This is a genomic window from Caballeronia sp. LZ008 (genome assembly GCF_031451435.1).
GTDB classification, from domain to species: domain Bacteria; phylum Pseudomonadota; class Gammaproteobacteria; order Burkholderiales; family Burkholderiaceae; genus Caballeronia; species Caballeronia zhejiangensis.
On sequence record NZ_JARUXK010000003.1, the window covers coordinates 1196548 to 1217255 of the forward strand.

The following is a 20708-nucleotide window of genomic DNA, read 5'->3' on the forward strand; positions in this document are numbered from 1 at the left end:
CGTAGCTCACGTCGACGATCGACTTGTTTGCAGCTTCGTGAACGATCATTTGCGGCGGTGTACATGCCCCGATCCAATTCCAAGGGGTCGGGCGGACGTAAATGCTGCACTTCGGCATTTGCTGGTCGTCATGGGCGCGTGCGCTGTCCCGCGGTTTCTGCGGGCGGAATCGGACTCGGTGCAACAGGAGGTGCGTCGCTTTACTGACCATCTCAGGGACGTTTGCGGCCTAGCCGAATGCACGCGATATCAGCGCGGGCGAATCATTCGCGATTTCTTGCATCAGCGCTTTGGTCGAAAACACATAGACATGAAGCTGGTAACGATTCAGGATATTCGTCGTTTCGTTACGCACTACCCTGACGGATGCAATGCTGGAGCCGCTCACGTAGCGGGCGTAACGTTGCGCAGTTATCTGCGATTCAGGACCATGCAATATAACGATCAGGTCGAAGAGTTGATCGCAGCTGTGCCAAACGTGGCTGGATGGAGGTTGGCGGCGCTGCCTGAAACGCTTTCTGACGCCGCGATCGAGCAGTTTCTGAACTCCTTCAATCGCGAAACTGCGGCCAGCTTGCGTGATTACGCCATGGTCCGCTGTCTAGCTGATCTTGGGTTGCGGGCTGCGGAAGTCGTGCAGATCCAACTCGACGATTTAAACTGGCGCGAAGGCACGCTGCAAATCCGTCGCACCAAATCGCGGCGGGGCTACATCATTCCGCTGCCGGAGCCGACCGGTCAAGCGATCGCCGACTATATCCGGTCAGGCCGACGGGCAACGACAACCTCCCGCGCCGTCTTTGTACGCCATTACGCACCTGCTGACCTTCCATTAGGAACGGGCCGCCTCCACAAGGCCGTGCATGACGCATATGTCCGTTGCGGTTGGACTGACCGCTCTGGAACCCATCTACTGAGGCACAGCGTTGCCCGACGGCTGCTTCGTTCCGTATCGTCGTTGAAAGAAGTGGCTGACGTAATGCGCCAACAGAGCATCGATAACACCGCGATCAACACGAAGATCGACCTGCGAAACCTAGAGGCCGTGGCGCTTCCCTGGCCGGGGAGCAAATCATGAAGCGTCCCGTCAAATCGGCACACACAATGGTATCGCTGGTGGAAACGTATCTCGCAGAGCGACGCTCTCTCGGCTTCGACCTTGTGATCTCGGGTCAGGTGCTGATGAACTTCGCTCGCTTCGCGGATACGGTGAACCACCGCGGTCCGATCACCGAAAGTCTGGCCCTTGCCTGGGCACACTCGACACCGAGCGAAAGGTCCATTACCTGGGCGCGTCGGATCGAGGTAATGCGCCCCTTCGCGAAGTATCTCAGGCAGTTCTATCCCGATGCGGTTGTTCCGCAACGCGAATTGTGCGGGCGGGCCCATCGTCGTCTGGCACCGCACATCTACACGGAGCAGGAGCTCGGCGAACTCCTCACGGCGTCGGCGGCGATGTTACCCGTCGGTTCGATCAGACCGCTTACATATGAAGCGTTGTTTGGTTTGATTTCGGCAACCGGCATGCGTATCTCGGAAGCTATCAATCTCTCTCGAGACGACGTGAATCTCGCCGAGCGCACGCTCACGGTGCGTGAGACGAAGTTTCACAAATCGCGCCTCATTCCGATGCATCCTACCGTAACTCTGGCCATGAAGCGTTACGCTGCTCGCCGTGCGCTGGTCGTCGCCGCAGAGCCTTGCGATTCGTTCTTTGTGAATCTTGATGGCAGAAAGTTGCAGGCCCGAACAGTGCACTGGGTGTTCGGGCGGCTTCGCGAGCAACTCGGGTGGACCTCTCGGGGTGACCACGCGTTGCCTCGAATCCATGATCTTCGCCACACGTTCGTGTGCCGGTGCATCCTCAAGTGGTATCAGGACGGCGTGAACGTCGACAACCGGATGATTGCGCTGTCGACATATCTGGGGCACGTGAAGCCGAGCGATACCTACTGGTATCTGACTGCGGTTCCCGAGCTCATGGAAATCGTGAGCCAAAAATTTGCGTGCTTTGCCGAAGGGGTACGTCATGACTAAAGCCTGCAAGGTTCCTACCTTCGCGACGCTTCTGCAGGACTTCTTCGTCGAACGGTTGATGCAGCAACGTGCGGTGAGCCCGGAGACGATATCGAGCTATCGCGATTCGTTTCGTTTGTTTCTTCAGTTCGCATCGGATCGCCTTGGCAGGCCCCCAACTGATCTGACGCTGTCGGACATGGATGCGCCGCTGATCCTGGCCTTTCTGCGACATCTCGAGGTTGAGCGGCGCAACAGCACGCGGACCCGTAACGTTCGACTCGCAGCGTTGCGTTCGTTCCTGAAGTACGCGGCACACCGTGACGTCGCGTCGTTGGCCGTTATACAGCGCGCACTCTCCGTGCCGATGAAGCGTTGCGATAAACCTATGGTCGGATTCCTGTCACGCGACGAGATTCAGCAACTGTTAACGGCGCCAGACCCGGACACCTGGTCGGGCCAACGCGACAGGGTTCTGCTGGCAACGATGTATAACACGGGGGCGCGCGTCTCGGAGATCCTGGCACTACGCGTCAGTGATGTCGTCCTGGGTACGTCACCTTTCGTTCATATTCTTGGCAAAGGACGCAAAGAACGAACAGTACCTTTATGGCGATCCACGGCCAGGCTCATCAAGGCGTGGTTGCCGCAGATCCAGGATGCATCAAGTCAGAGGCTCTTTCCAAATCGATCGGGAAACACAATGACGCGCTCCAATGTCGCCGATCGGATGAGAATTGCCGTAACCCGCGCGAAGGACCAATGTCCGCAGCTCGCCAGACGGCGTGTTTCTCCTCATCTGGTTCGGCATGCTACTGCCATGCATCTACTTCAATCAGGCGTCGACCTGTCGGTCATCGCTTTGTGGCTGGGACACGAAAGCCCATCGACAGCACATGGCTATATGGAAGCTGATCTGACAATGAAGGAGCAAGCGTTGAACAGGATTCAGCCGCCGCAAGTAAAGAATCGTCGATATCGACCACCGGACCGCATCCTGCAGTTCTTGGAGTCGTTGTAATTATGTGTAGCTCGCCGAACCGCGAATCCTTGCGGATCGCTTCGGCGACTCGCAAGGCATTCTTCGACAGTGACGGACTCCGCATAACTTCTGGCTGCGCATTATTCCTACAATGCAATTATGTGCATTGACGCAAGAAGCTGATGTTCGCCATCGACGAACTGAAATTCGCGCCGCCGAGGCCGCACAGCAACGCCAGAACGAGCAGCGTCGGATAGCCCGTCGACGGATCGCGCAGCGCCAAGCCCATGCCGAGCGCTGGAATCAGAAGACTCGCGGTGGAGAACGCTGTAAAGCGGCGTCCGCCGAATATCGGCACGAGAAACGAGTAGAAGATGCGCAGCGTCGCGCCAGAAAGCGGAGGCAACGCGGTGAGCCAGAACAACTGGTCCTTCGTGAAGTGAAAACCACCCTTATCGAGATTGACGACGACGACGCTCCATAGCGACCACACGGCGAACGCCAGCGCGAGCGCGGGAATCGAGATCCAGAGGTTGCGGCGGGCGACCGATTCGCCCGTTGCGCGCCAGAAGGCGGCGTTCTCGGGATCCCAGCGAGTGAGCAGATAGCGTGAAGACATGGTTAGTGCTTGGGTTGAAACGTGAAGTGCATGCAGATGAGACTGACCGCGGTCGCGCCGAACATCAGCATGAAACAGGTGGTACGCACGCCGGTGAGGTCGACGAGCAAGCCAAAAAGAATCGGCAACAGGAAGCCGGCAAGTCCGCCCGCGAGGCCGACGATGCCCGACACGGCGCCGATGTTCGTCGAGAACTCGTCCGACACGAACTTGAACACCGACGCCTTGCCGACCGCCATCGCAACGCCGACGACAAACATGAGCACCGTATAGGCGACCGGTCCCATTTCGATGTGGAACGTGCGCGGGCCGTCTTTCGCATGGACGACGAAATCCGTCACCGGATAGCTCAGCAGGAAGAAGCACGCGAGCGCGACCCACATGACGATCCAGGTCGTGCGGTACGCGCCGAAGCGGTCCGACATCCAGCCGCCGAGCGCGCGCAGCACGCCGCCCGGCAACGAGAAGCAAGCGGCGAGAAACGCGGCCTGTTCAATGCCGAAGCCGTACTGATTCACGTAGTACTGCGGCATCCACAATGCGAGGCCGACGTAGCCGCCGAACACGACCGAGTAGTACTGCGCGTAACGGAGCACGCGCCGGTCTTTCAGCACGGTCATCTGCGCGGCGAAACTCTGCGTGCTGGCGCTGCGATGCGCGGGATTGGATGCCGACACGAACCAGAAGACGATCGCGGTGAAGAGCATCGCGACGGAATAGACCTTCGGCACGATCGTCCATGTGCCCGCCGCGAGAATCAGCACGGGCGCGACGAACTTGGTCAGCGCCGCACCCGAATTGCCCGCGCCGAAGATGCCCATCGCGAGGCCTTGACGCGACTTCGGGAACCAGCGCGCGACATACGGCGTGCCGACTGAAAACGACGCGCCCGCGACGCCGACGAACAAGCCGAGCACGAGGAATTGCCACAGTTCCGTGGCATAGCCGATCAGCCAGATTGGCACGATAGTGACTGCCATCGTGCAGAAAAAGACGATGCGGCCGCCGAAACGGTCGGTCCAGATGCCGAGCGGCACGCGCAGCAACGAACCCGTGAGCACCGGCGTCGCGGCGATGAGGCCGAACTCGGTATCGGTGAGATGAAGCTGCTTTTTGAGAGGGATGCCGAGAATGGCGAAGACCATCCAGATGGCGAAGCAGATCGTGAATGCGAAGGTGCTTGCGCCGAGCACGCGCCAGGCGCGCGTGTCGGTCGATGCTTTTGTAGCGAGGGTTGAGTCGACGACGCTCATCGTCCTTTCCTTGTCGTTGTAACTTTCCCGACAAGGGTAAGGAGCGTCGCGCGAGACGCCTATCCGCCGTGCGGATGCGGCGGCGCTGTGCCGCTAGCTCATGCGGCGTAGTCCGGACGGAGTAGTGCCTGTCGCGTCACGCGTTCTGCGATGCCAGCGCGATGCAACTCGCCGGATCGATCGAAAAATGGATGGTCTCCCGGACCGGCGTTTTGTGCGATGGATGCACACGCGCGAGCACGATCTCTCCGCCGATCATGAAATCGGTCGTGCCGAAGCTCGAAACGCATCCTGTCGCGTAGCTTTGCGTCGAGGTTCGAGAGCGGTTCGAACACCATGCCGGACTTGCGGCGATTCGGCGGTACGAAGGTCTCGTCGCGCGCCGAGAAAACGGTCACGCCGTTCACCGAAATCGATCCGCCGACCGGACGTTCCAGCCCGGCAATGGAGCGCAGCGTCGTCTTGCCGCAACCGCTCGGGCCGAGCCGCGTGGAACGCGATATGGCTGCTTTCATCGCGTCGAATGTCAGTTCCAAGCATGGCGCCCGGCGAGCGCGCCTTTTTTTAACCACCGCATCGTCAAAGAGTGTCAACCGACGGTGTAACGGTCAACGCCGGACGCAAAACACCGTTATCCGCAATGACGAATTGCCGCTTCGCCTCGTGCAATTTGAGATAGAGCGATATTCAGCAGATTCGAACTCGCTGCTTCCGCCGCCGCTGGCTTTTGCCGGCGTCGCATCCGCCAAACACTCCGATCAACACCACAAGCGCGGCATGGCAAAAGTGCGCCACTTCGCCTTTTTGCCGGCACCGAAGCTTAAAGAAGTCCAAATGATTAGCTCTGTCCAATCGCGCCGCCTGTCGTGCGCAGCATGTCTTGCCGTCGTCTTCAGCTTCGTTCTTGGCGGATGCGCCAGTCGAACGCTCGAGCAGACCGCGACCAAGCCAGCTTCGCAAACCGACGCTGCCGCTGCCCCGGCGGCACCTGCCGGCTTCTACCGCGTCACAGGCGCGGACACCCTCGCTTCGATCGCAGCCGCCTACGGTCGCGACCCGAACGCGATTGCCGCCTGGAACGGGCTTTCCGCCAGCACTCCACTGACGAACGGCCAACTGCTGCGGGTCGGTCCGCCATCGGCATCGGTTGCCGGCTCGGACGATTCCACGCAGCGGAGTGTGAACGCAACACGCTGCCGATCCGATTCCTTGTCCTGGCCGATAAAGGGCCCAATCCTGAAGCGCTTCGGTGTGGACGGGGTCCGGGGCGTTGTCATCGGTGGCGCAGCGGGAGACACGATCCGTGCGGCGAAAGGAGGACGCGTGGTGTATGCGGGTAACGAGATCGCGGGCTACGGCAGCCTCGTAATACTGAAGCATGACAGTCGCTACCTGACTGCCTATGGCCATATCCAAAACGTTCTGACCAAGGAAGGGGCCGACGTAACGAAGGGGCAAGCCATCGCGACGATGGGCGCTCAAACGAATGGTCAGCCATCGCTGCTTTTCGAGGTGAGACGGGATCGTCAGCCAGTCGATCCCCTGCCCTACCTTTCCGACTGCGCTTCGTGATCCGTCGAACGTCAGGTCAGGTTACTTGCTCTCGAACAAAGCGATATGCACCGAATGAACATGCTTCAGCCGCGCATCCTCAGCGCCTTCGCCTGCATCCTGTTGATCGCCGGATGTGCAGCCTCTCTGTCGGAGCTAGGCAATGAGGGCGCTTCGACAAACCAACCGGCGAGCGCGTCGAGCCTGCCGGTTCAATCCGCAAACGACGATTCCGTTTCGACCGAAATCACTTCATCCGACCGGCCGGACGAGACACCGACCGCGCGCGCGTACCATCAAGCCGGGATTGCATCCTGGTACGGGCGAACGTTTCACGGTCGACGCACCGCCAGCGGCGAGCGCTTCGACATGTATGCCATGACAGCGGCACATCGCACGCTACCGCTCGGATCGTGGATCCGCGTCACGCTTCCGGGAGGGAGCCCGTCCGTCCTCGTCCGAATCAACGATCGCGGTCCGGTTTCACGCAACAGAATCATTGATCTGTCATACGGGGCAGCCGCTGCGCTGGGCATTGTCCGGCGTGGTTCGGCCCAAGTCGAACTATCGACCGATTCCGGTTTCCACACTCCGTCGTAGACTGCCGCTCCCATGTCTCGACTCTCACACAAGCGGGCACCATCCCCCCGCCTCCCGCTCACCAAGGCAATGCTCCTGCCATTGCCGCCTATGCACCGCAACTCATGACGCGCCGGTCTTGCATCTTCCTGTTCGTGCTGACCTACCTTCTGGGTTGCGTCCTGGCTGCGATCGACACCAAGGGGAGTCCGATCGACGTGATGCAGGCGACCATGTCCGCATGGAGCGCTTCGAACCGCGAGGCCATTGCCGATGCGAGCCAGCGACGGCGCGATGAAATCGAGCGATCGAATGCCATTCGGGAATCCCGGCCTCTCGCCGGCCTTTAGCGAGAAGAACCGAAGAAGGCGCCTGGGCCGTGGCTTCACCCGGGCACGCGGCTCGGCTTCACCACGTGAGACGATCGAACCCGGCGAAGTTATCGCGGCGATCCATCGCGCGGCTCGAACACGCTTTGACGTCGCTTTATCACACTCGCAATTCCATCCCTTCGTTGTAGACTCGCCTGCTCCTTTCGGAGTAGGCAAAAAGTTCCGCCTTCGCGCGACACTCCGTCGCATCAACTTGATCTGAAACAAAATTTCAACCATTCGCGTCATCGCGAAAAATCGCGCGTGGCATGATCTTGACGCGGCGCAAAGCCGTGCAACGGCGTTCTTCCCTGGACGCTTCGATCATCGAAACCAGCGAATGCAATGAATGAAAATACCCAACGTTTAGCAGTGCCATTGTTATCGGGGTTGATAGCCAGTCTTTGTCTTTCGGGATGCAAGCTGGAGGTGTTGGACTCGAAAGGCGTGATTGGCGCAGCGGAATCGTCGCTGATCGCCACCGCGACTTACGCCATGCTTCTCGTCGTAGTCCCGGTGATCCTGCTCACCCTGTTCATCGCATGGCGCTATCGCGCGTCCAACACGAAGGCCACGTATGCGCCGAAATGGGCGCATTCCACGGCCATCGAAGTCGTGGTCTGGGCGATTCCCGCAGCCATCATCCTGTACCTCGGCATCCTCACGTGGAAAACCACGCACGAGCTCGATCCGTACAAGCCGCTGCAATCCGAAGTCAAGCCGATCAACGTCGAAGTCGTGGCGCTCGACTGGAAGTGGCTGTTCATCTATCCGGATCTTGGCGTCGCGTCGGTGAACCAGCTCGCGTTCCCGGTCGGCACGCCGGTGAACTTCCGCATCACGTCCGATTCGGTGATGAATTCTTTCTTCATCCCGCAACTCGGCAGCCAGATCTACGCGATGGCGGGCATGCAGACGAAGCTGCACCTGATGGCCGATCACGCAGGCGACTACGCAGGCATCTCGGCGAACTACAGCGGCAAGGGCTTCTCCGACATGAAGTTCCGTGCACTGGCCATGTCCAACGAAGACTTCGACGCGTGGCTGAAGCAGGTCAAGAACGCGCCCGAGAATCTGAGCATGGACGTCTACGCCGGCGTCGCGCGTCCGAGCGAAAAGGTCGCGGTGCGCTACTTCTCGACCGTCGATCCGAAGCTCTTCAACAACATCGTCGCGAAGTACAACTACGGCAACTCGGTCGTAGGCGCAAATTGTGTAACCAAGGGGTAAGCCATGTTCGGCAAACTAACGCTTGAGGCGATCCCGTACCACGAGCCAATCATCATGGGGGCGACCGTCTTCATGGCGGTCCTCGCGCTCGGTACGGTCGGCCTTATCACTAAACTCGGCAAATGGGGCTGGCTCTGGCGCGAGTATCTGACTTCGGTCGATCACAAGCGCATCGGCGTCATGTATCTGGTCGTCGCCGGGCTGATGCTCGTGCGCGGCTTCGCCGACGCCGTCATGATGCGCGTGCAACAGGCCATCGCGCTCGATGGGCCCGGCTATCTGCCGCCGCATCACTTCGACCAGATCTTCACGGCCCACGGCACGATCATGATCTTCTTCATGGCCATGGCGCTGCTGGTCGCGTTCTTCAACCTCGTCGTGCCCCTGCAGATCGGCGCGCGTGACGTGGCGTTCCCGTTCATCAACTCGCTGTCGTTCTGGATGACGGCCGTCGCCGCCATTCTGATCAACCTGTCGCTGTTCATCGGCGAGTTCTCGACGACGGGCTGGCTCGCGTATCCGCCGCTCTCCGAGACGCAGTTCAATCCGGGCGTCGGGGTCGACTACTACATCTGGGCGTTGCAGTTGTCCGGCGTCGGCACGCTGCTCACCGCGGTGAACTTCTTCGTGACGATCGTGAAGATGCGCGCGCCCGGCATGACGTGGATGAAGATGCCGGTCTTCACGTGGACGGCGTTCTGCTCGAACGTGCTGATCATGGCGACGTTCCCGATCCTGACCGTCGCGCTCGCGCTGCTGGCGCTGGACCGTTACCTCGGCATGCACTTCTTCACGAACGACGGCGGCGGCAACCCGATGGTCTACCTGAACCTGATCTGGGCCTGGGGTCATCCTGAGGTCTACATCCTGGTTCTGCCCGCCTTCGGCATTTACTCGGAAGTGGTCGCGACGTTCTCGAAGAAGCCGTTGTTCGGCTACAAGACGATGGTCTGGGCCACGTGCTGCATCATGGTGCTGTCGTTCCTCGTGTGGCTGCACCACTTCTTCACGATGGGCTCGGGCGCTAACGTCAATGCCTTCTTCGGCATTATGACGATGGTCATTTCCATCCCGACCGGCGTGAAGATCTTCAACTGGCTCTTCACGATGTATCGAGGCCGCGTGCAGATGACTTCGCAAATCCTCTGGACCATCGGCTTCGTCATCACCTTCACGCTGGGCGGCATGACGGGCGTGATGCTCGCGATTCCCGGCGCGGACTTCGTGCTTCACAACAGCCTGTTCCTGATCGCGCACTTCCATAACGCGATCATCGGCGGCGTGGTGTTCGGTTACTTCGCCGGCATTTCGTACTGGTGGCCGAAGGTGTTCGGCTTCAAGCTCGACGAAAAGCTCGGCAAGAGTGCGTTCGTGTGCTGGTTCGTCGGCTTCTTCGTCGCGTTCGTGCCGATCTACATCCTCGGCTTCATGGGTGCGACGCGCCGCCTGAATCACTACGACGACCCGTCGTGGCAGCCGTTCTTCATCGCCGCTGCCGTGGGCGTGGGCATCATCGCGCTGGGCGTCGTGTTCCAGGTCGCGCAGATCGTGGTCAGTATCATCCGCCGCAATCAGCCTGCGTATCGCGATGTCACCGGCGATCCGTGGGGTGCGCGCACGCTCGAGTGGTCCATCAGCTCGCCGCCGCCGGTCTATAACTTCGCGAATATTCCCGCTGTGCGCGAACTCGACGACTTCGCCGATGCCAAGGAACACGGCCGCATCGATACGCGTCCGTACCGCGACATCCACATGCCGTCGAATACGAGCGCGGGTCTGGTCATCGGCCTGTTCGCGCTGGCCTTCGGTTTCGCGGCTATCTGGCACATCTGGTGGCTCGCTGCTGCAAGCATGGTCGGCATCTTCGCGACGGCTATCGGTTACAGCTTCCGCGATAACGCCGGCTTCATCATCCCGGCCGCGACCGTGAAGTCGACCGAAGAGCGCAACCGTCCGCCCAAGACGCCTGCGAAGGCCGGCTCGGCTCGCGAACTCGAACTGGAGGCAATGTAATGTCGCAATCGACGCTATCCGCGCAACACGCGCATGGCCATGAGCACGAGCACCAGTCGCATTCGGTGTTCGGCTTCTGGGCCTATCTGATGACCGACTGCGTGCTGTTCACGTCGCTCTTTGCAACCTTCGCGATGTTCGCGATGCAGACCGCAGGCGGCCCGACGCCCAAGGATCTCTTCAACCTGAAGGACGTCGCGTACGAAACGGGCCTGCTTCTCACGAGCAGCCTGACCTTCGGTCTCGCGATGATCTCGGCGACGCGCCGCAAGTCGGGCGCGGTGCTCGCGTGGCTGTTCGTCACGTTCCTGCTGGGTGCGGGCTTCCTCTTTCTGGAAATGCAGGAGTTCGCGCATCTGATCGCTGAAGGCGCGGGTCCGCAACGCAGCGCATTCTGGTCGGCGTTCTTCACGCTCGTCGGCACGCACGGTTTGCACGTGTCCATCGGCATGATCTGGCTGGTCGTGTTGGCCGTGCAGATCGCACGCAATCCGCAAATGAACGAACGCGAATTGCGCCGTCTCGCTTGCCTGAGCCTTTTCTGGCACTTCCTCGACATCGTCTGGATTTGCGTGTTTTCCTTCGTCTACCTTGGGAGCGTCGTCTGATGGCACATGCTCATACCGAAACAAGCGATTTCCCGCACGTCACCGTGCGCGGTTATCTCATCGGCTTCGTGCTGGCTGTCGTGCTAACTGTGGCGTCGTTCTGGGCCGCGACCTCGGGCGCGTTCAAGGGCGAAAGCGCGATCGTCGCGCTCGCCGTGCTGGCCGCGGTGCAGGTGATCGTGCATGTGGTGTTCTTCCTGCACGTCAACTCGTCGAAGGGACAGCGCTGGCATGCGATCTCGTTTGCCTACACCATTCTCATGTCGCTGATTCTTATCGTCGGCACGGTTTGGGTGATGCATAACGTGCACATGCTGATGATGGCGCGCTAATCGCTCGGCTTCATCGCGTAATCTAAGGCGGACCTGCCGGTCCGCCTTTTTTTTCGTCCGTCGAAAAGGCGGTATCTGCACGAATTCATCATCCGTTGAAGAATCTTGACAATTCGCGGAACGAGGAAGAATATCTGTCCATAATTTGATTCACGAATCCACAATATGGACAAGGAGACGCGATGACCGCGCCAAAACCCGCGGCGGATGCCATGACGCCGTATCAACTTCCCTTCCCTAAAGAAGCGCAAAAGGAAATCGTCGTGCCGAGCGCGATTCCTGCCGACGAGCGCGAATGGGTGCCGCAGGCCGAAAACGTCTGGTTCCGTCCGCTGTGTCTGAACGTGTCGACCGGCTACTGGATGAACCTCCTGCGCGTGCGCAAATCCGGCGTGCTGTCGCGTCATCGTCATCCGCAGGCGGTCCACGGCATGGTGCTCAAAGGCCGCTGGCGCTATCTCGAACATGACTGGGAAGCGACCGAAGGCAGCTATGTCTTCGAGCCGCCCGGCGAAACGCACACGCTCTATGTTCCCGAAGACGTCGAGGAAATGATCACGTACTTCCAGGTGAACGGCGTGATGTTCTATTGCGACCCGTACGGCAACTACACCGGCTACGAAGACGTCTTCACCAAAGTCGACATGTGCCGCAAGCATTACGAATCGGTCGGACTCGGTGCCGACTTCGTCGATCAATTCATTCGCTAGCATCCACCCAAACTCAACCCTCTAACAGACTCGACAGAGCATTCGGAGGAGACAACATGCTGGAAAAATCACCGCGCCTGAAGCGCATTCAGTGGGTCGCGCTCACTTTTCTGACGCTCGCGGGCATCGTGAATTATCTCGATCGCAGCACGCTCTCGATCGCGAATCACTCCGTCACGCAGGAGCTCGGCCTCTCCGCCTCGCAGATGGGCCTGCTGCTCTCCGCGTTCTCGTTCGCGTACGCGTTCTCGCAGTTGCCCATCGGCGTGATGCTCGACCGCTTTGGCGCGCGCATCATGCTCGGCCTCGGCATGTTCGTGTGGTCGGTCGCGCAGTTGTTCGGCGGGCTCGTCACGAATCTGCATCAGTTTCTCGCGGCGCGCATCGCGCTCGGCATCGGCGAGGCGCCGCAATTTCCGGCGGGCGCAAAGGTCGTGTCCGAATGGTTCGCGCAACGCGAACGCGGCAAGCCGACTGGCATCTTCGTCACGTCATCGACCATCGGACCCGCGCTCGCGCCGCCCATTCTCACCGTGCTCCTGCTGTCCTTCGGCTGGCGCAACATGTTCATCATCATGGGCGCGCTCGGGATTGCGGTGTCGATCGGCTGGTACATCGTCTATCGCAACCGGAAGGACGTGAAGCTCGAATCGCAAGAACTCGCGCATCTGACCGAGGGCGAACCGGCGCAGCGCAAGGAACGCAACATGACGTTCGCGGAATGGCGCGGCCTTTTCGGCAAGGCGACGACGTGGGGCATGATCTTCGGCTTCATGGGCGTGATCTACATGGTGTGGCTGTATCTCACGTGGCTGCCCGCGTATCTCGAACACGAGCGTCATCTGACGATCGCGAAGACCGGCTGGGTCGTGACGATTCCGTATCTCGCGGGTACGCTCGGGATGCTGTCCTCGGGCTTCATCGCCGATGGTTTGATGGCGCGCGGCGTCGCCCCGATCCGCAGCCGCAAGTGGCCGATCTGCTCGGGACTCATCGGCGCGGCGCTGTTCACCGTGCCCGCCGCGTTCACGCCGAACCTGACGCTCGCGATCGCCTATCTGTCGGCCGCGATGTTCTTCGTCAACATGGCGAGCGGCGCCGCGTGGGCGCTCGTTTCCGTTGCCGCGCCGCGCCACATGGTCGCGTCGCTCGGCAGTATCCAGAACTTCGGCGGCTACTTCGGCGGCTCGTTTGCGCCGTTCATCACGGGCCTCGTCGTCGACAAGACGCATTCGTTCGTGAACGCGTTCCTGATCAGCGCGGGCGTCGCGTTCGCTGCTGCGCTCGTCTACATGTTCGTCGTGCGCGCGCCGATCGAGGACGCGGAGCGCCAGACGGAACCCGTTCCCGCCGTATGAATCGCACCGATATGACTTTTCAAGCTGATCTCTTCAAGGGCAAGACCGTCGTCGTGACCGGCGGCACGCAGGGCATCGGCGCGGGCATCGCGCAGCAATTCGCGGCGCTCGGCGCGCGCGTGATCGCCGCCGGCCTAGCGCCGACCGACGCGCCCGGCATCGAAGTCGTCGAACTCGATGTCGCCGATGCCGCCAGCGTCGCCGCGCTCTTTGCGCGTATCGATTCGCTCGACGTGCTCGTCAACTGCGCGGGCATGATCCGGCGCGGCGACGAGCACGACATCGAAACATTCGAGCGCGTGATCGCGGTGAATCTCAACGGCACGATGCGCATGTGCGCCGCCGCGCGTCCACTGCTCGCGCGCAGCAAGGGTTCGATCATCAACACGGCGTCGATGCTGACGTTCTTCGGCGGCGGACTCGTGCCCGCGTACAGCGCGAGCAAGGGCGGCGTCGCGCAACTGACGAAATCGCTGGCGATCGCCTATGCCGCCGAGGGCATCCGCGTGAATGCCGTTGCGCCCGGCTGGATTGCGACGCCGCTCACGCAAGCGCTGCAGAACGACGACGGCCGCTCGCAAGCGATCCTCGACCGCACGCCGATGAAGCGCTGGGGCTTGCCGGAAGACGTCGCGCGCGTGACGGCGTTTCTCGCGTCACCGGCGGCGTCGTTCATGACGGGCGCGATCGTACCCGTCGATGGCGGCTATCTCGTGGCATGATTCCCGCATCATGCCCTCAGACACCGCTTCCCTCGACGCCGCCAAGGCCACCGGCACCGCCGCCTTCTCGAAGTTCATGGCGGTGCTGCAACTCATTGCCGATGCCGGCGAACCGCCGACCATCGCGCGTCTCACCACGGCGAGCGGTTATCCGCGTCCGACGGTCTATCGCATCGTCGGCGCGCTAATCGCGGAAGGCCTGGTCGTCGAAAGCGTGCGCGGCGGATGTTACGCGCCCGGCCCGCGGCTGATGTCGCTCGCGAGCCGCAGTTGGGAGCGCTCCGATTTGCGCATCGCGGCCACCGACGCGTTGCAGGCACTGCGCGACGCGACGCAGGAGACGGTGCATCTGGCAGTGCGCAGCGGCTCGGAGATGGTGTACATCGAGAAGCTCGAAAGCCCGCATGCGGTTCGCATGGCGTCGCGCATCGGCACGCGCGTGACGCTGTATTCGAGTTCCGTCGGCAAGGCGTATCTGTCGACGCAATCGCCCGCCGAACGCGATGCATTGCTGCATGGCCTGAAGTTCGAACGCTTCACACCGAACACGATCACCGATCGCGCCGCGCTCGACGCCGAACTCGATGCAACTCACGCGCGCGGCTATTCGGAAGACCGCGAGGAAAACGAGGCGCAGATTTTCTGCTACGGCAGCGCGATCGTCGGCGCGAATGGCGTGACGCTCGGCTGCGTGAGCATCAGCATTCCGCTGTTCAGAAAGAGCGCGACGCCGCTCGAAACCTACGTCGAGCCGCTGAAGGACGCGTCGCGCGCGATCGCGGAGCGTATGTCGCCGGGTACGCGTTGACGCGCTAATGCCCGCGCCTTGGCTCGGAACCAGCGCCCTTCAGTCCCGCCGAAACGCGCCCGCCGCATCCGCCCGCTGTGCGATGAGCCGCGGCAGACGCGGCAGTGTGTGCGGCCAGTGCGTCGCTTCGTGCGCAAAGCGCGCCGCCATGCTTCTGAAGCCGATCTGATCCGCCGCGAGCCGCACGATGACCCTGCGCGCGATCTTCCATACGTCGACGTCCGGCGCGATGTCCTCCGCAAGGCGCTCGATGCGTTCCGCCGAACGCGCGAGCAGCACCGCGCGCGACGCGATGCGCCCGTGCGACGCGCTGAACATATGTTCGGCGGGCGCCTTGCCGATCGCGCCGAACAGATGCGCGACACCGACCTTGCTGCGTGCGTGCGGCGAAGCAAAGCGCTCGGCTTCGCGCCGATACGTCGCTTCGACGCGCACTTCGTGATGCGTCGCATGCGTCTCGGGCCGGCCGTGCTCGAGATGTGCGCGCGCGGCCGCCTTGTGATCGCCCTCCATCAGCGCATGCGATACGCCGACGATGAAGTCGCGCTCGTGCGCCGCGAAGAACATCATCGGATTGTCGGCTTCCAGCACGATCTGGCCGCGCGTCTCGCCTTCGATGCCCACGCGCGCGCCCGCCGCGTCCAGTCCCGCGTGATACAGCCCGACGCCCAGCGCCATTTCGAAGAACGCTTCGATGAGCGTCGCGAGGACATCGGCCTGATCGAGCCCGCATGACGCGAGCGCTTGCGCATCCGACAGTGCGGCCGTTTCGATCGCGCGTGTCGTCAGCACCGAGTCGTTGCAATAGTCCCAGAGCACTTCGGGCACGGCGAGACGCGCGTCGTCGCGCAGGCGAAAGCGCAAGTAGCTCTGATCGGCGGCGCGCTGGCGCAAGTCGATCATCGCATCGACGCTCTCGCGTGAACGGCGCACCCATTCCACCGGATGCATCTCGCGCGCCTTCGCCGAACGGCGTTCCGCGAAACGCGCAGCCGCGAGCGCGAGGTCGAGATCGTCAGCGAGTTCGGCATGCGCGTCGGCGCGCAATAGCGTGACGCGCACCGCCATATCGCGGAGGCGCGCACGATGCGTCTGCTCCGCGATGCCCGAGCGCAACGGCACCGCGCTCAACTCGGTGAGCTCGAAGGAAAGCGCGGGCGGGAATGCGGCTCTGCAAGCGTCGCGAAAGCGCGTTGCGTCGTACGGCGTGAAGAGCCCGTCGAGTTCGGACAGCGCGACGCGCACCGCCGTTTCGGCAAGCGCCGGATGACTCGCGAGCGCGCCGGACGCGTTCTCCAGCACGCGCGAAAGTTGCGAAAGCGCGGGCACGCCCGCCGCCAGCGGCGCGGCGCGCGCGCCATGCGTGGCGAAGAAGCGCGCGACGCGCGTCATCGCTGCGCCGTCGCCGGTCAGATGGCTTTCGCGGACGAACGCCCGGCCAAGACGCCAGAGCGTCGCGAGTCGTCGGACTGACAAATTCGGGCTCGCTGAAAGTGAGTTGAAACCGCTGAAAGGCTGCGATGCCGCCGTGCGTGGCATCCGGATTGCTGACTGTGTAACACGATTCGTTCCTGCATGCACGCGGACGAAACGAAGCCTTCCTCATTTACTTCGTGATCCTTTTTAAATGACGACTTCTTCCTTACGCGAAGCGCTGACGAACGAATCCGGCGTGCGAAGCTTCATCGTCGCGCACGACGATGCGATCGCGTTCGAACATTATCGTGAGGACGTGACGCCGGAATCGCTCGAAAACATCAACTCGGCCACGAAGACCAGCGTCGCGCTTGCCGTCGGCGCGGCGCTTCGCGAAGGCGCGCTTCCGCCACTCGATACCCCCGCCGCGCGCCTTGTGCCGCCCATGTGCGACACGGCGCTCGATCATCGCGTGCAGCGCATCACGCTCAGGCATCTGCTCACGATGACATCGGGATTCGAATGGGACCAGCGCACCATCGACGACTGCGTGCTCGGCAGTTGCGAGCGCTTCTCGGACGATGAAAGCCGGCTGCGCTTCATTCTCTCGCGGCCCTTCGCGAGCGAGCCGGGCACGCGCTTTCAATACGATTCGCACGCGGTCCAGTTGCTGTCGCTGGCGCTCGAATCCGCGACGGGGCGCACGCTCGCCGATTACGCGCGCGACACGCTGTTCGCGCCGCTGGGCATCGAAGCGAGCGAATGGATCAGCGACGAGGACGGTCACACGTTCGGCGGGCGCGGTCTCCTGCTGCGCGCACGCGACATGATTTCGCTCGGCGTTCTGATGATGCATCGCGGCGCATGGCGTGGCGCGCGCATCGTCGAGGAAGCGTTCATCGACGATGCCATGTCGGTGCAATGCGACGGCGGCCCGCCGATGGACGCGCAATACGGCTATCTCTGCTGGATCGATCCGCGTTATGTCTTCGCGGCGGGACACGGCGGCCAGTTCATCTTCATCGCGCAACGAGAGCGGATCGTCGCGGCCACGACGTGCGACAGCGGCGATGCACATCGCAACATGCGCGACCTGTTCGAGCGCCATGTGCTCGACATGGCGTGAAAGAGACGGCGCGACTGTATCTTTTTGTCGACGCACATTTCGGATTAATCTCAATACGGTATCTTATAAATGCGTCGCCTGGACGCATTCACATCAAGATCGAGAAGACTTCGAGCGCCGTGCACGAAGACTCATAACGATAAAAAGAGAAGCGCCATGCAATACCATTCCGAACCGCCGATGGCGAAAGCGATGTACATCCTTGGGCAGATCGGCGCGATCATCTGTCACGAACGCGGGCCGCGCCCGCAGACCGCGGTGCTGACGAAAATGGCATCGCGCCCCGCCGAGGGTTTCTCGATAGCTGTTGCGAGCATGAACGAAATGTGCCCGCCGCGGCGCGGAGAGCGCCGCGCGCTGCTGCAATGGAAGCACAAGGAGATCGGACGCCTGCGCCGAATGCTGCCCGATCCGCTGCCGACGGCTGCATCCGCGCATACGCAGATGCCGTTCTGGGCCGGCTATTGTCAGTACTGGGAAGACATGTTGAAAGCGGACGCAGAGCGCGATGTCGAACCATTCGCGCCGAAGCTCGAACTCGTTCAGCGCAAGCGCACCGATGCATGATCGCCCTCGCCTTGACGCGCCGAGAAATAATCGCGCAGCACCGCGATCATGCCGTCGAGTTCCGTCGGCTTGACAAAGTAGCCGTTGAAGCCGGTGCGCTGCGCGCGCGACAGATCCTGCGGATCCGTGCAACTCGTATGCGCGAGCAGCAACATCGACAGATCGATGGCGCGGATCGCTTCGGCCGCTTCCCAGCCATCGCCGAGCGGCATCATCAGATCGAGCAGTACGACGCCCGGCCGCCACTTGCGCGCGAGCGACACGGCGTCGAGGCCCGTGTGCACCGCGCGCACGGTGAAGTCGGCGTCTTCGAGCGCGAGACAGATCGCGCGCGTCGCGTCCATGTCGTCATCGGCGATGAGCACGCGCGGCTCGTCGCAGCACGTCGCGCGCGGCGGAATCTGCCACAGCGCTCGCGTGGAAACACGTTCGTGTCGTTGCATCGTTCGGGCCTCGGAATGAACGGAGATGAGAGCAACGATCATTCCCTCGCGGGCCCGCAAAAGCGTGGCGTCAGGCGGCATGCGGCGCGCCGACGTTACACTTCGGGATTACCCGGTGGCTGTCGCGGCGCGTCGATGCACGCGCGCCGTGCAGGATTTGCATCGTCGTCGCATGAGCGTCGACGATGGTGCATTCATCTCCAAACGAGAGGCTAATCGATGTTCGTCGTGTATTGGCTTGGCGACAACCCTGACGCCGAAGGCGCGGCACGCTACAAGCGCTTCGATGCGAACGCGCTCGCCGATGCGCTGCGCTTCGCTGAAGACCTGCGCCGCCGTCAAGCCGCTGGCGAGAACATCGGCTTCGTCACGCTATGCAGTGAAAACCCGCATTCGGTCGGCAAGCCCGGCGTCGCCGATCCGCCCGCCGACTACGACTGGAAAAAGCGCAGACGTTAGTTTTGCGCGGTCGCGGATGCGTCGTCCTGCCATCCGCCGCCGAGCGACTTGTACACGGCGATGAGATCGGTCGTCACGTTGACGGTCGATTGCGCGAGCTGCTCGCGCGTCTGCGCAAGCTGACGTTCGGCATCGAGCACGGTCACGAAAGGCGTGAGTCCTTTGCGATAACTGTCCGTCGCGAGTTGCAGGCTGACGCGATTCGCCTCGACCGTGCGCGTGAGCGCCGCGCGCCGGTCCTGTTCGGTCCGATACGAAACCAGCGCGTTATCCACTTCCTGCAACGCGTTGAGCACCGTCTGCCGATACTGCAACGCCGCTTGCCCCGCCTGCGCCTTCGCCACGCGCACGTTCGCGCGCAACGCGCCGCCTTCGAAAATCGGCAGCGAAATGCTCGGCCCGACCGACCAGAACAGGCTCGACCAATGCGCGAGATAGCGCGCCTTCGTTGCACGCGTGCCGACCTGCCCAGTTAGTGAGATATCCGGATACATCTGCGCCACCGCGACGCCGACTTCAGCGGTCGCGGAATGCAGTTGCGCCTCCGCGCGGCGAATGTCTGGACGACGGCGCGCGAGCGTCGACGGCAAGCCGATCGGCACGACCGGCGGCACCGGCGGCAACGCGCGCGCATCGGACAGTTCCGCGTCGAGCGTGCCCGGCGCGTTGCCGGTCAGCACGGCGAGACCGTTCATCGCCTGCGCGATTTGTGCATCGAGCGTCGGCAGTTGCGCCTGCAACGATCCGACTTGCGCGCTCGCGCTCTGCACGTCCTGCTGGCTCGTCAGGCCGACGCGTGCCTGTTCGCGCGTGAGATCGAGAATCTGCTCTTCGGCGTCGATCTCGGCGAGTGTGATCTGCTTGATCGCCTGCGCGCCGCGCAATTGCGCATACGTGCGTGCGACTTCCGATTCGAGCGAAACGAGCGCGTCGTTGCGACTTTCGATTTCAGCCTGCGTCTGCGCATTCGCCGATTCCACCGAACGCCGCACGCGGCCAAAAAGATCGAGTTCCCACGATGCGTCGAAGCCGTCCTGAAACAGCGTGACCGGACCGGTCGCGGAATCGAGTCCCTGACGGATCTGCGCGCCGTTCGCGCCGAGACCGTCGAGCTTGTCGTACACGCCTTGCGATTCGAGCAGGCCTTTCAAGCCGAGTTGCTGACGCTTCACGCTCGCATTCGCGCTCAACTGCGGCAAGCCCTGCGCCGCCGCCGACACGCTCTCTTCCCGCGCCGCCGCGATGCGCAGCACCGCGCTCTGCAAATCGAGATTGCCCGCGATGGCGCGTTCGATCAGCGCATCGAGCGTCGCATCGTTGAACTGCTTCCACCAGCGCGGATCGGGATCGGCGGAAGTCTGCGCCGTCGATGGCGCGTCGGCATGGGGCACGCGCGGATCGTCCGGCGCGTTCTGCGCGCGCTGCGTGTCGCGCCAGTTATCGGGAACATCGGCTTTCGGCGGCGTGAAATCCGGGCCGACCGCGCACGCGCTCAATGCGAGCGCGAACATCGGAATGAACGGAATGATTGGACGCAGCTTCATC

General features: G+C 62.1%; 22 protein-coding genes and 1 pseudogene. 17 read left to right on the plus strand and 6 right to left on the minus strand.

Annotated elements, in window-relative coordinates:
* Positions 1-310: 310 nt before the first annotated feature.
* Genes QCE49_RS24405 through QCE49_RS24415 form a run of 3 tightly spaced genes read left to right on the plus strand, consistent with a single transcriptional unit; the run spans position 311 to position 3037 of the window.
* A complete protein-coding gene (locus tag QCE49_RS24405) occupies positions 311-1078 on the plus strand; it encodes a tyrosine-type recombinase/integrase (RefSeq protein ID WP_309806531.1) in 768 nt (255 codons plus the stop codon).
* Positions 1075-2037: a tyrosine-type recombinase/integrase gene (locus QCE49_RS24410; protein ID WP_239295057.1), complete on the plus strand. Its 963-nt coding sequence runs from the start codon at positions 1075-1077 to the stop codon at positions 2035-2037. Before QCE49_RS24405 ends, QCE49_RS24410 begins: the two co-directional genes overlap by 4 nt.
* Positions 2030-3037 (plus strand): tyrosine-type recombinase/integrase, encoded by a 1008-nt coding sequence (locus QCE49_RS24415; protein WP_239295058.1) that lies wholly within the window; start codon positions 2030-2032, stop codon positions 3035-3037. Before QCE49_RS24410 ends, QCE49_RS24415 begins: the two co-directional genes overlap by 8 nt.
* 136 nt (positions 3038-3173) lie before the next feature.
* Here the strand turns inward: QCE49_RS24415 and QCE49_RS24420 are convergent.
* The 3 genes and pseudogenes from QCE49_RS24420 to QCE49_RS34615 form a co-directional block, all read right to left on the minus strand.
* Positions 3174-3617 (minus strand): annotated as a pseudogene (locus tag QCE49_RS24420) (nitrate/nitrite transporter); the annotation flags it as partial.
* Positions 3618-3619: 2 nt separating this feature from the next.
* Positions 3620-4870, minus strand: coding sequence for a nitrate/nitrite transporter (locus QCE49_RS24425; RefSeq protein WP_250441232.1), 1251 nt, complete (start codon positions 4868-4870; stop codon positions 3620-3622).
* A gap of 98 nt (positions 4871-4968) precedes the next feature.
* A complete protein-coding gene (locus tag QCE49_RS34615; protein ID WP_350029570.1) occupies positions 4969-5325 on the minus strand; it encodes a hypothetical protein in 357 nt (118 codons plus the stop codon).
* Between QCE49_RS34615 and QCE49_RS34620 the strand changes: the two genes are divergently transcribed.
* The 11 genes from QCE49_RS34620 (at position 5207) to QCE49_RS24485 (ending at position 15152) form a co-directional block, all read left to right on the plus strand.
* Positions 5207-6442, plus strand: coding sequence for a peptidoglycan DD-metalloendopeptidase family protein (locus QCE49_RS34620; protein ID WP_350029569.1), 1236 nt, complete (start codon positions 5207-5209; stop codon positions 6440-6442). The two genes, QCE49_RS34615 and QCE49_RS34620, sit on opposite strands and share 119 nt — an antisense overlap.
* A 54-nt stretch (positions 6443-6496) precedes the next feature.
* On the plus strand, positions 6497-7021 hold the full coding sequence (locus QCE49_RS24440) for a septal ring lytic transglycosylase RlpA family protein (protein WP_409017470.1): 525 nt from the start codon (positions 6497-6499) through the stop codon (positions 7019-7021).
* A gap of 104 nt (positions 7022-7125) precedes the next feature.
* Positions 7126-7350, plus strand: a complete 225-nt coding sequence (locus tag QCE49_RS24445) for a hypothetical protein (RefSeq protein ID WP_250458180.1) — start codon at positions 7126-7128, stop codon at positions 7348-7350.
* Between the two features lie 366 nt (positions 7351-7716).
* Positions 7717-8601 carry a ubiquinol oxidase subunit II gene (gene cyoA, locus QCE49_RS24450; RefSeq protein ID WP_008349099.1) on the plus strand — a complete coding sequence of 295 codons (885 nt, stop codon included), beginning with the start codon at positions 7717-7719 and terminating at the stop codon, positions 8599-8601.
* Between the two features lie 3 nt (positions 8602-8604).
* On the plus strand, positions 8605-10614 hold the full coding sequence (cyoB, locus tag QCE49_RS24455; RefSeq protein ID WP_175982659.1) for a cytochrome o ubiquinol oxidase subunit I: 2010 nt from the start codon (positions 8605-8607) through the stop codon (positions 10612-10614).
* Positions 10614-11222, plus strand: coding sequence for a cytochrome o ubiquinol oxidase subunit III (gene cyoC / locus QCE49_RS24460; protein WP_250458181.1), 609 nt, complete (start codon positions 10614-10616; stop codon positions 11220-11222). The genes cyoB and cyoC overlap by 1 nt, the downstream gene beginning before the upstream one ends.
* Positions 11222-11554, plus strand: a complete 333-nt coding sequence (gene cyoD / locus QCE49_RS24465) for a cytochrome o ubiquinol oxidase subunit IV (RefSeq protein ID WP_008349105.1) — start codon at positions 11222-11224, stop codon at positions 11552-11554. Before cyoC ends, cyoD begins: the two co-directional genes overlap by 1 nt.
* A gap of 182 nt (positions 11555-11736) precedes the next feature.
* Positions 11737-12264 (plus strand): 2,4'-dihydroxyacetophenone dioxygenase family protein, encoded by a 528-nt coding sequence (locus QCE49_RS24470; RefSeq protein ID WP_008349107.1) that lies wholly within the window; start codon positions 11737-11739, stop codon positions 12262-12264.
* A gap of 56 nt (positions 12265-12320) precedes the next feature.
* Entirely contained in the window at positions 12321-13622 is a 1302-nt protein-coding gene (locus tag QCE49_RS24475; protein WP_008349109.1) for an MFS transporter, read from the plus strand.
* A gap of 11 nt (positions 13623-13633) precedes the next feature.
* Positions 13634-14344, plus strand: coding sequence for an SDR family NAD(P)-dependent oxidoreductase (locus QCE49_RS24480; RefSeq protein ID WP_033536512.1), 711 nt, complete (start codon positions 13634-13636; stop codon positions 14342-14344).
* Positions 14345-14354: 10 nt separating this feature from the next.
* Positions 14355-15152: an IclR family transcriptional regulator gene (locus QCE49_RS24485; protein ID WP_175982662.1), complete on the plus strand. Its 798-nt coding sequence runs from the start codon at positions 14355-14357 to the stop codon at positions 15150-15152.
* A 39-nt stretch (positions 15153-15191) separates the two neighbouring features.
* On the opposite strand, the gene QCE49_RS24490 is transcribed toward QCE49_RS24485, so the two are convergent.
* On the minus strand, positions 15192-16628 hold the full coding sequence (locus QCE49_RS24490; protein ID WP_250458182.1) for an AarF/UbiB family protein: 1437 nt from the start codon (positions 16626-16628) through the stop codon (positions 15192-15194).
* 151 nt (positions 16629-16779) lie between these two features.
* Here QCE49_RS24490 and QCE49_RS24495 point away from each other — a divergent pair, with 151 nt between their 5' ends.
* Together QCE49_RS24495 and QCE49_RS24500 are read left to right on the plus strand one after the other, a co-directional pair.
* Positions 16780-17694, plus strand: a complete 915-nt coding sequence (locus QCE49_RS24495; protein WP_250458183.1) for a serine hydrolase — start codon at positions 16780-16782, stop codon at positions 17692-17694.
* Positions 17695-17850: 156 nt separating this feature from the next.
* Positions 17851-18261, plus strand: coding sequence for a hypothetical protein (locus tag QCE49_RS24500; protein WP_250458184.1), 411 nt, complete (start codon positions 17851-17853; stop codon positions 18259-18261).
* Here the strand turns inward: QCE49_RS24500 and QCE49_RS24505 are convergent.
* Entirely contained in the window at positions 18237-18704 is a 468-nt protein-coding gene (locus tag QCE49_RS24505; RefSeq protein ID WP_175982666.1) for a response regulator, read from the minus strand. The genes QCE49_RS24500 and QCE49_RS24505 overlap by 25 nt on opposite strands.
* A 219-nt stretch (positions 18705-18923) precedes the next feature.
* On the opposite strand from QCE49_RS24505, the gene QCE49_RS24510 reads away from it, so the two are divergent.
* Positions 18924-19163, plus strand: coding sequence for a hypothetical protein (locus QCE49_RS24510; protein ID WP_175982667.1), 240 nt, complete (start codon positions 18924-18926; stop codon positions 19161-19163).
* Here the strand turns inward: QCE49_RS24510 and QCE49_RS24515 are convergent.
* Complete coding sequence (locus QCE49_RS24515; RefSeq protein ID WP_250458185.1) at positions 19160-20707, minus strand: efflux transporter outer membrane subunit; 1548 nt, start codon at positions 20705-20707, stop codon at positions 19160-19162. The two genes, QCE49_RS24510 and QCE49_RS24515, sit on opposite strands and share 4 nt — an antisense overlap.
* Position 20708 lies beyond the last annotated feature (1 nt).

Bases quoted from the DNA above. Each gene is read 5' to 3' on its own strand.
- QCE49_RS24500 (WP_250458184.1), top strand. From the start codon at position 17,851: ATGCAATACCATTCCGAACCGCCGATGGCGAAAGCGATGTACATCCTT.
- cyoB (WP_175982659.1), top strand. From the start codon at position 8,605: ATGTTCGGCAAACTAACGCTTGAGGCGATCCCGTACCACGAGCCAATC.
- QCE49_RS24445 (WP_250458180.1), top strand. From the start codon at position 7,126: ATGACGCGCCGGTCTTGCATCTTCCTGTTCGTGCTGACCTACCTTCTG.
- QCE49_RS24410 (WP_239295057.1), top strand. From the start codon at position 1,075: ATGAAGCGTCCCGTCAAATCGGCACACACAATGGTATCGCTGGTGGAA.
- QCE49_RS24425 (WP_250441232.1), bottom strand. From the start codon at position 4,870: ATGAGCGTCGTCGACTCAACCCTCGCTACAAAAGCATCGACCGACACG.
- QCE49_RS24495 (WP_250458183.1), top strand. From the start codon at position 16,780: ATGACGACTTCTTCCTTACGCGAAGCGCTGACGAACGAATCCGGCGTG.
- QCE49_RS24515 (WP_250458185.1), bottom strand. From the start codon at position 20,707: ATGAAGCTGCGTCCAATCATTCCGTTCATTCCGATGTTCGCGCTCGCA.
- QCE49_RS24405 (WP_309806531.1), top strand. From the start codon at position 311: ATGAAGCTGGTAACGATTCAGGATATTCGTCGTTTCGTTACGCACTAC.
- cyoA (WP_008349099.1), top strand. From the start codon at position 7,717: ATGAATGAAAATACCCAACGTTTAGCAGTGCCATTGTTATCGGGGTTG.
- QCE49_RS24470 (WP_008349107.1), top strand. From the start codon at position 11,737: ATGACCGCGCCAAAACCCGCGGCGGATGCCATGACGCCGTATCAACTT.
- QCE49_RS24510 (WP_175982667.1), top strand. From the start codon at position 18,924: ATGTTCGTCGTGTATTGGCTTGGCGACAACCCTGACGCCGAAGGCGCG.
- QCE49_RS24440 (WP_409017470.1), top strand. From the start codon at position 6,497: ATGAACATGCTTCAGCCGCGCATCCTCAGCGCCTTCGCCTGCATCCTG.
- QCE49_RS24505 (WP_175982666.1), bottom strand. From the start codon at position 18,704: ATGCAACGACACGAACGTGTTTCCACGCGAGCGCTGTGGCAGATTCCG.
- QCE49_RS24475 (WP_008349109.1), top strand. From the start codon at position 12,321: ATGCTGGAAAAATCACCGCGCCTGAAGCGCATTCAGTGGGTCGCGCTC.
- QCE49_RS24480 (WP_033536512.1), top strand. From the start codon at position 13,634: ATGACTTTTCAAGCTGATCTCTTCAAGGGCAAGACCGTCGTCGTGACC.
- QCE49_RS24485 (WP_175982662.1), top strand. From the start codon at position 14,355: ATGCCCTCAGACACCGCTTCCCTCGACGCCGCCAAGGCCACCGGCACC.
- cyoC (WP_250458181.1), top strand. From the start codon at position 10,614: ATGTCGCAATCGACGCTATCCGCGCAACACGCGCATGGCCATGAGCAC.
- QCE49_RS24415 (WP_239295058.1), top strand. From the start codon at position 2,030: ATGACTAAAGCCTGCAAGGTTCCTACCTTCGCGACGCTTCTGCAGGAC.
- QCE49_RS34620 (WP_350029569.1), top strand. From the start codon at position 5,207: ATGCCGGACTTGCGGCGATTCGGCGGTACGAAGGTCTCGTCGCGCGCC.
- cyoD (WP_008349105.1), top strand. From the start codon at position 11,222: ATGGCACATGCTCATACCGAAACAAGCGATTTCCCGCACGTCACCGTG.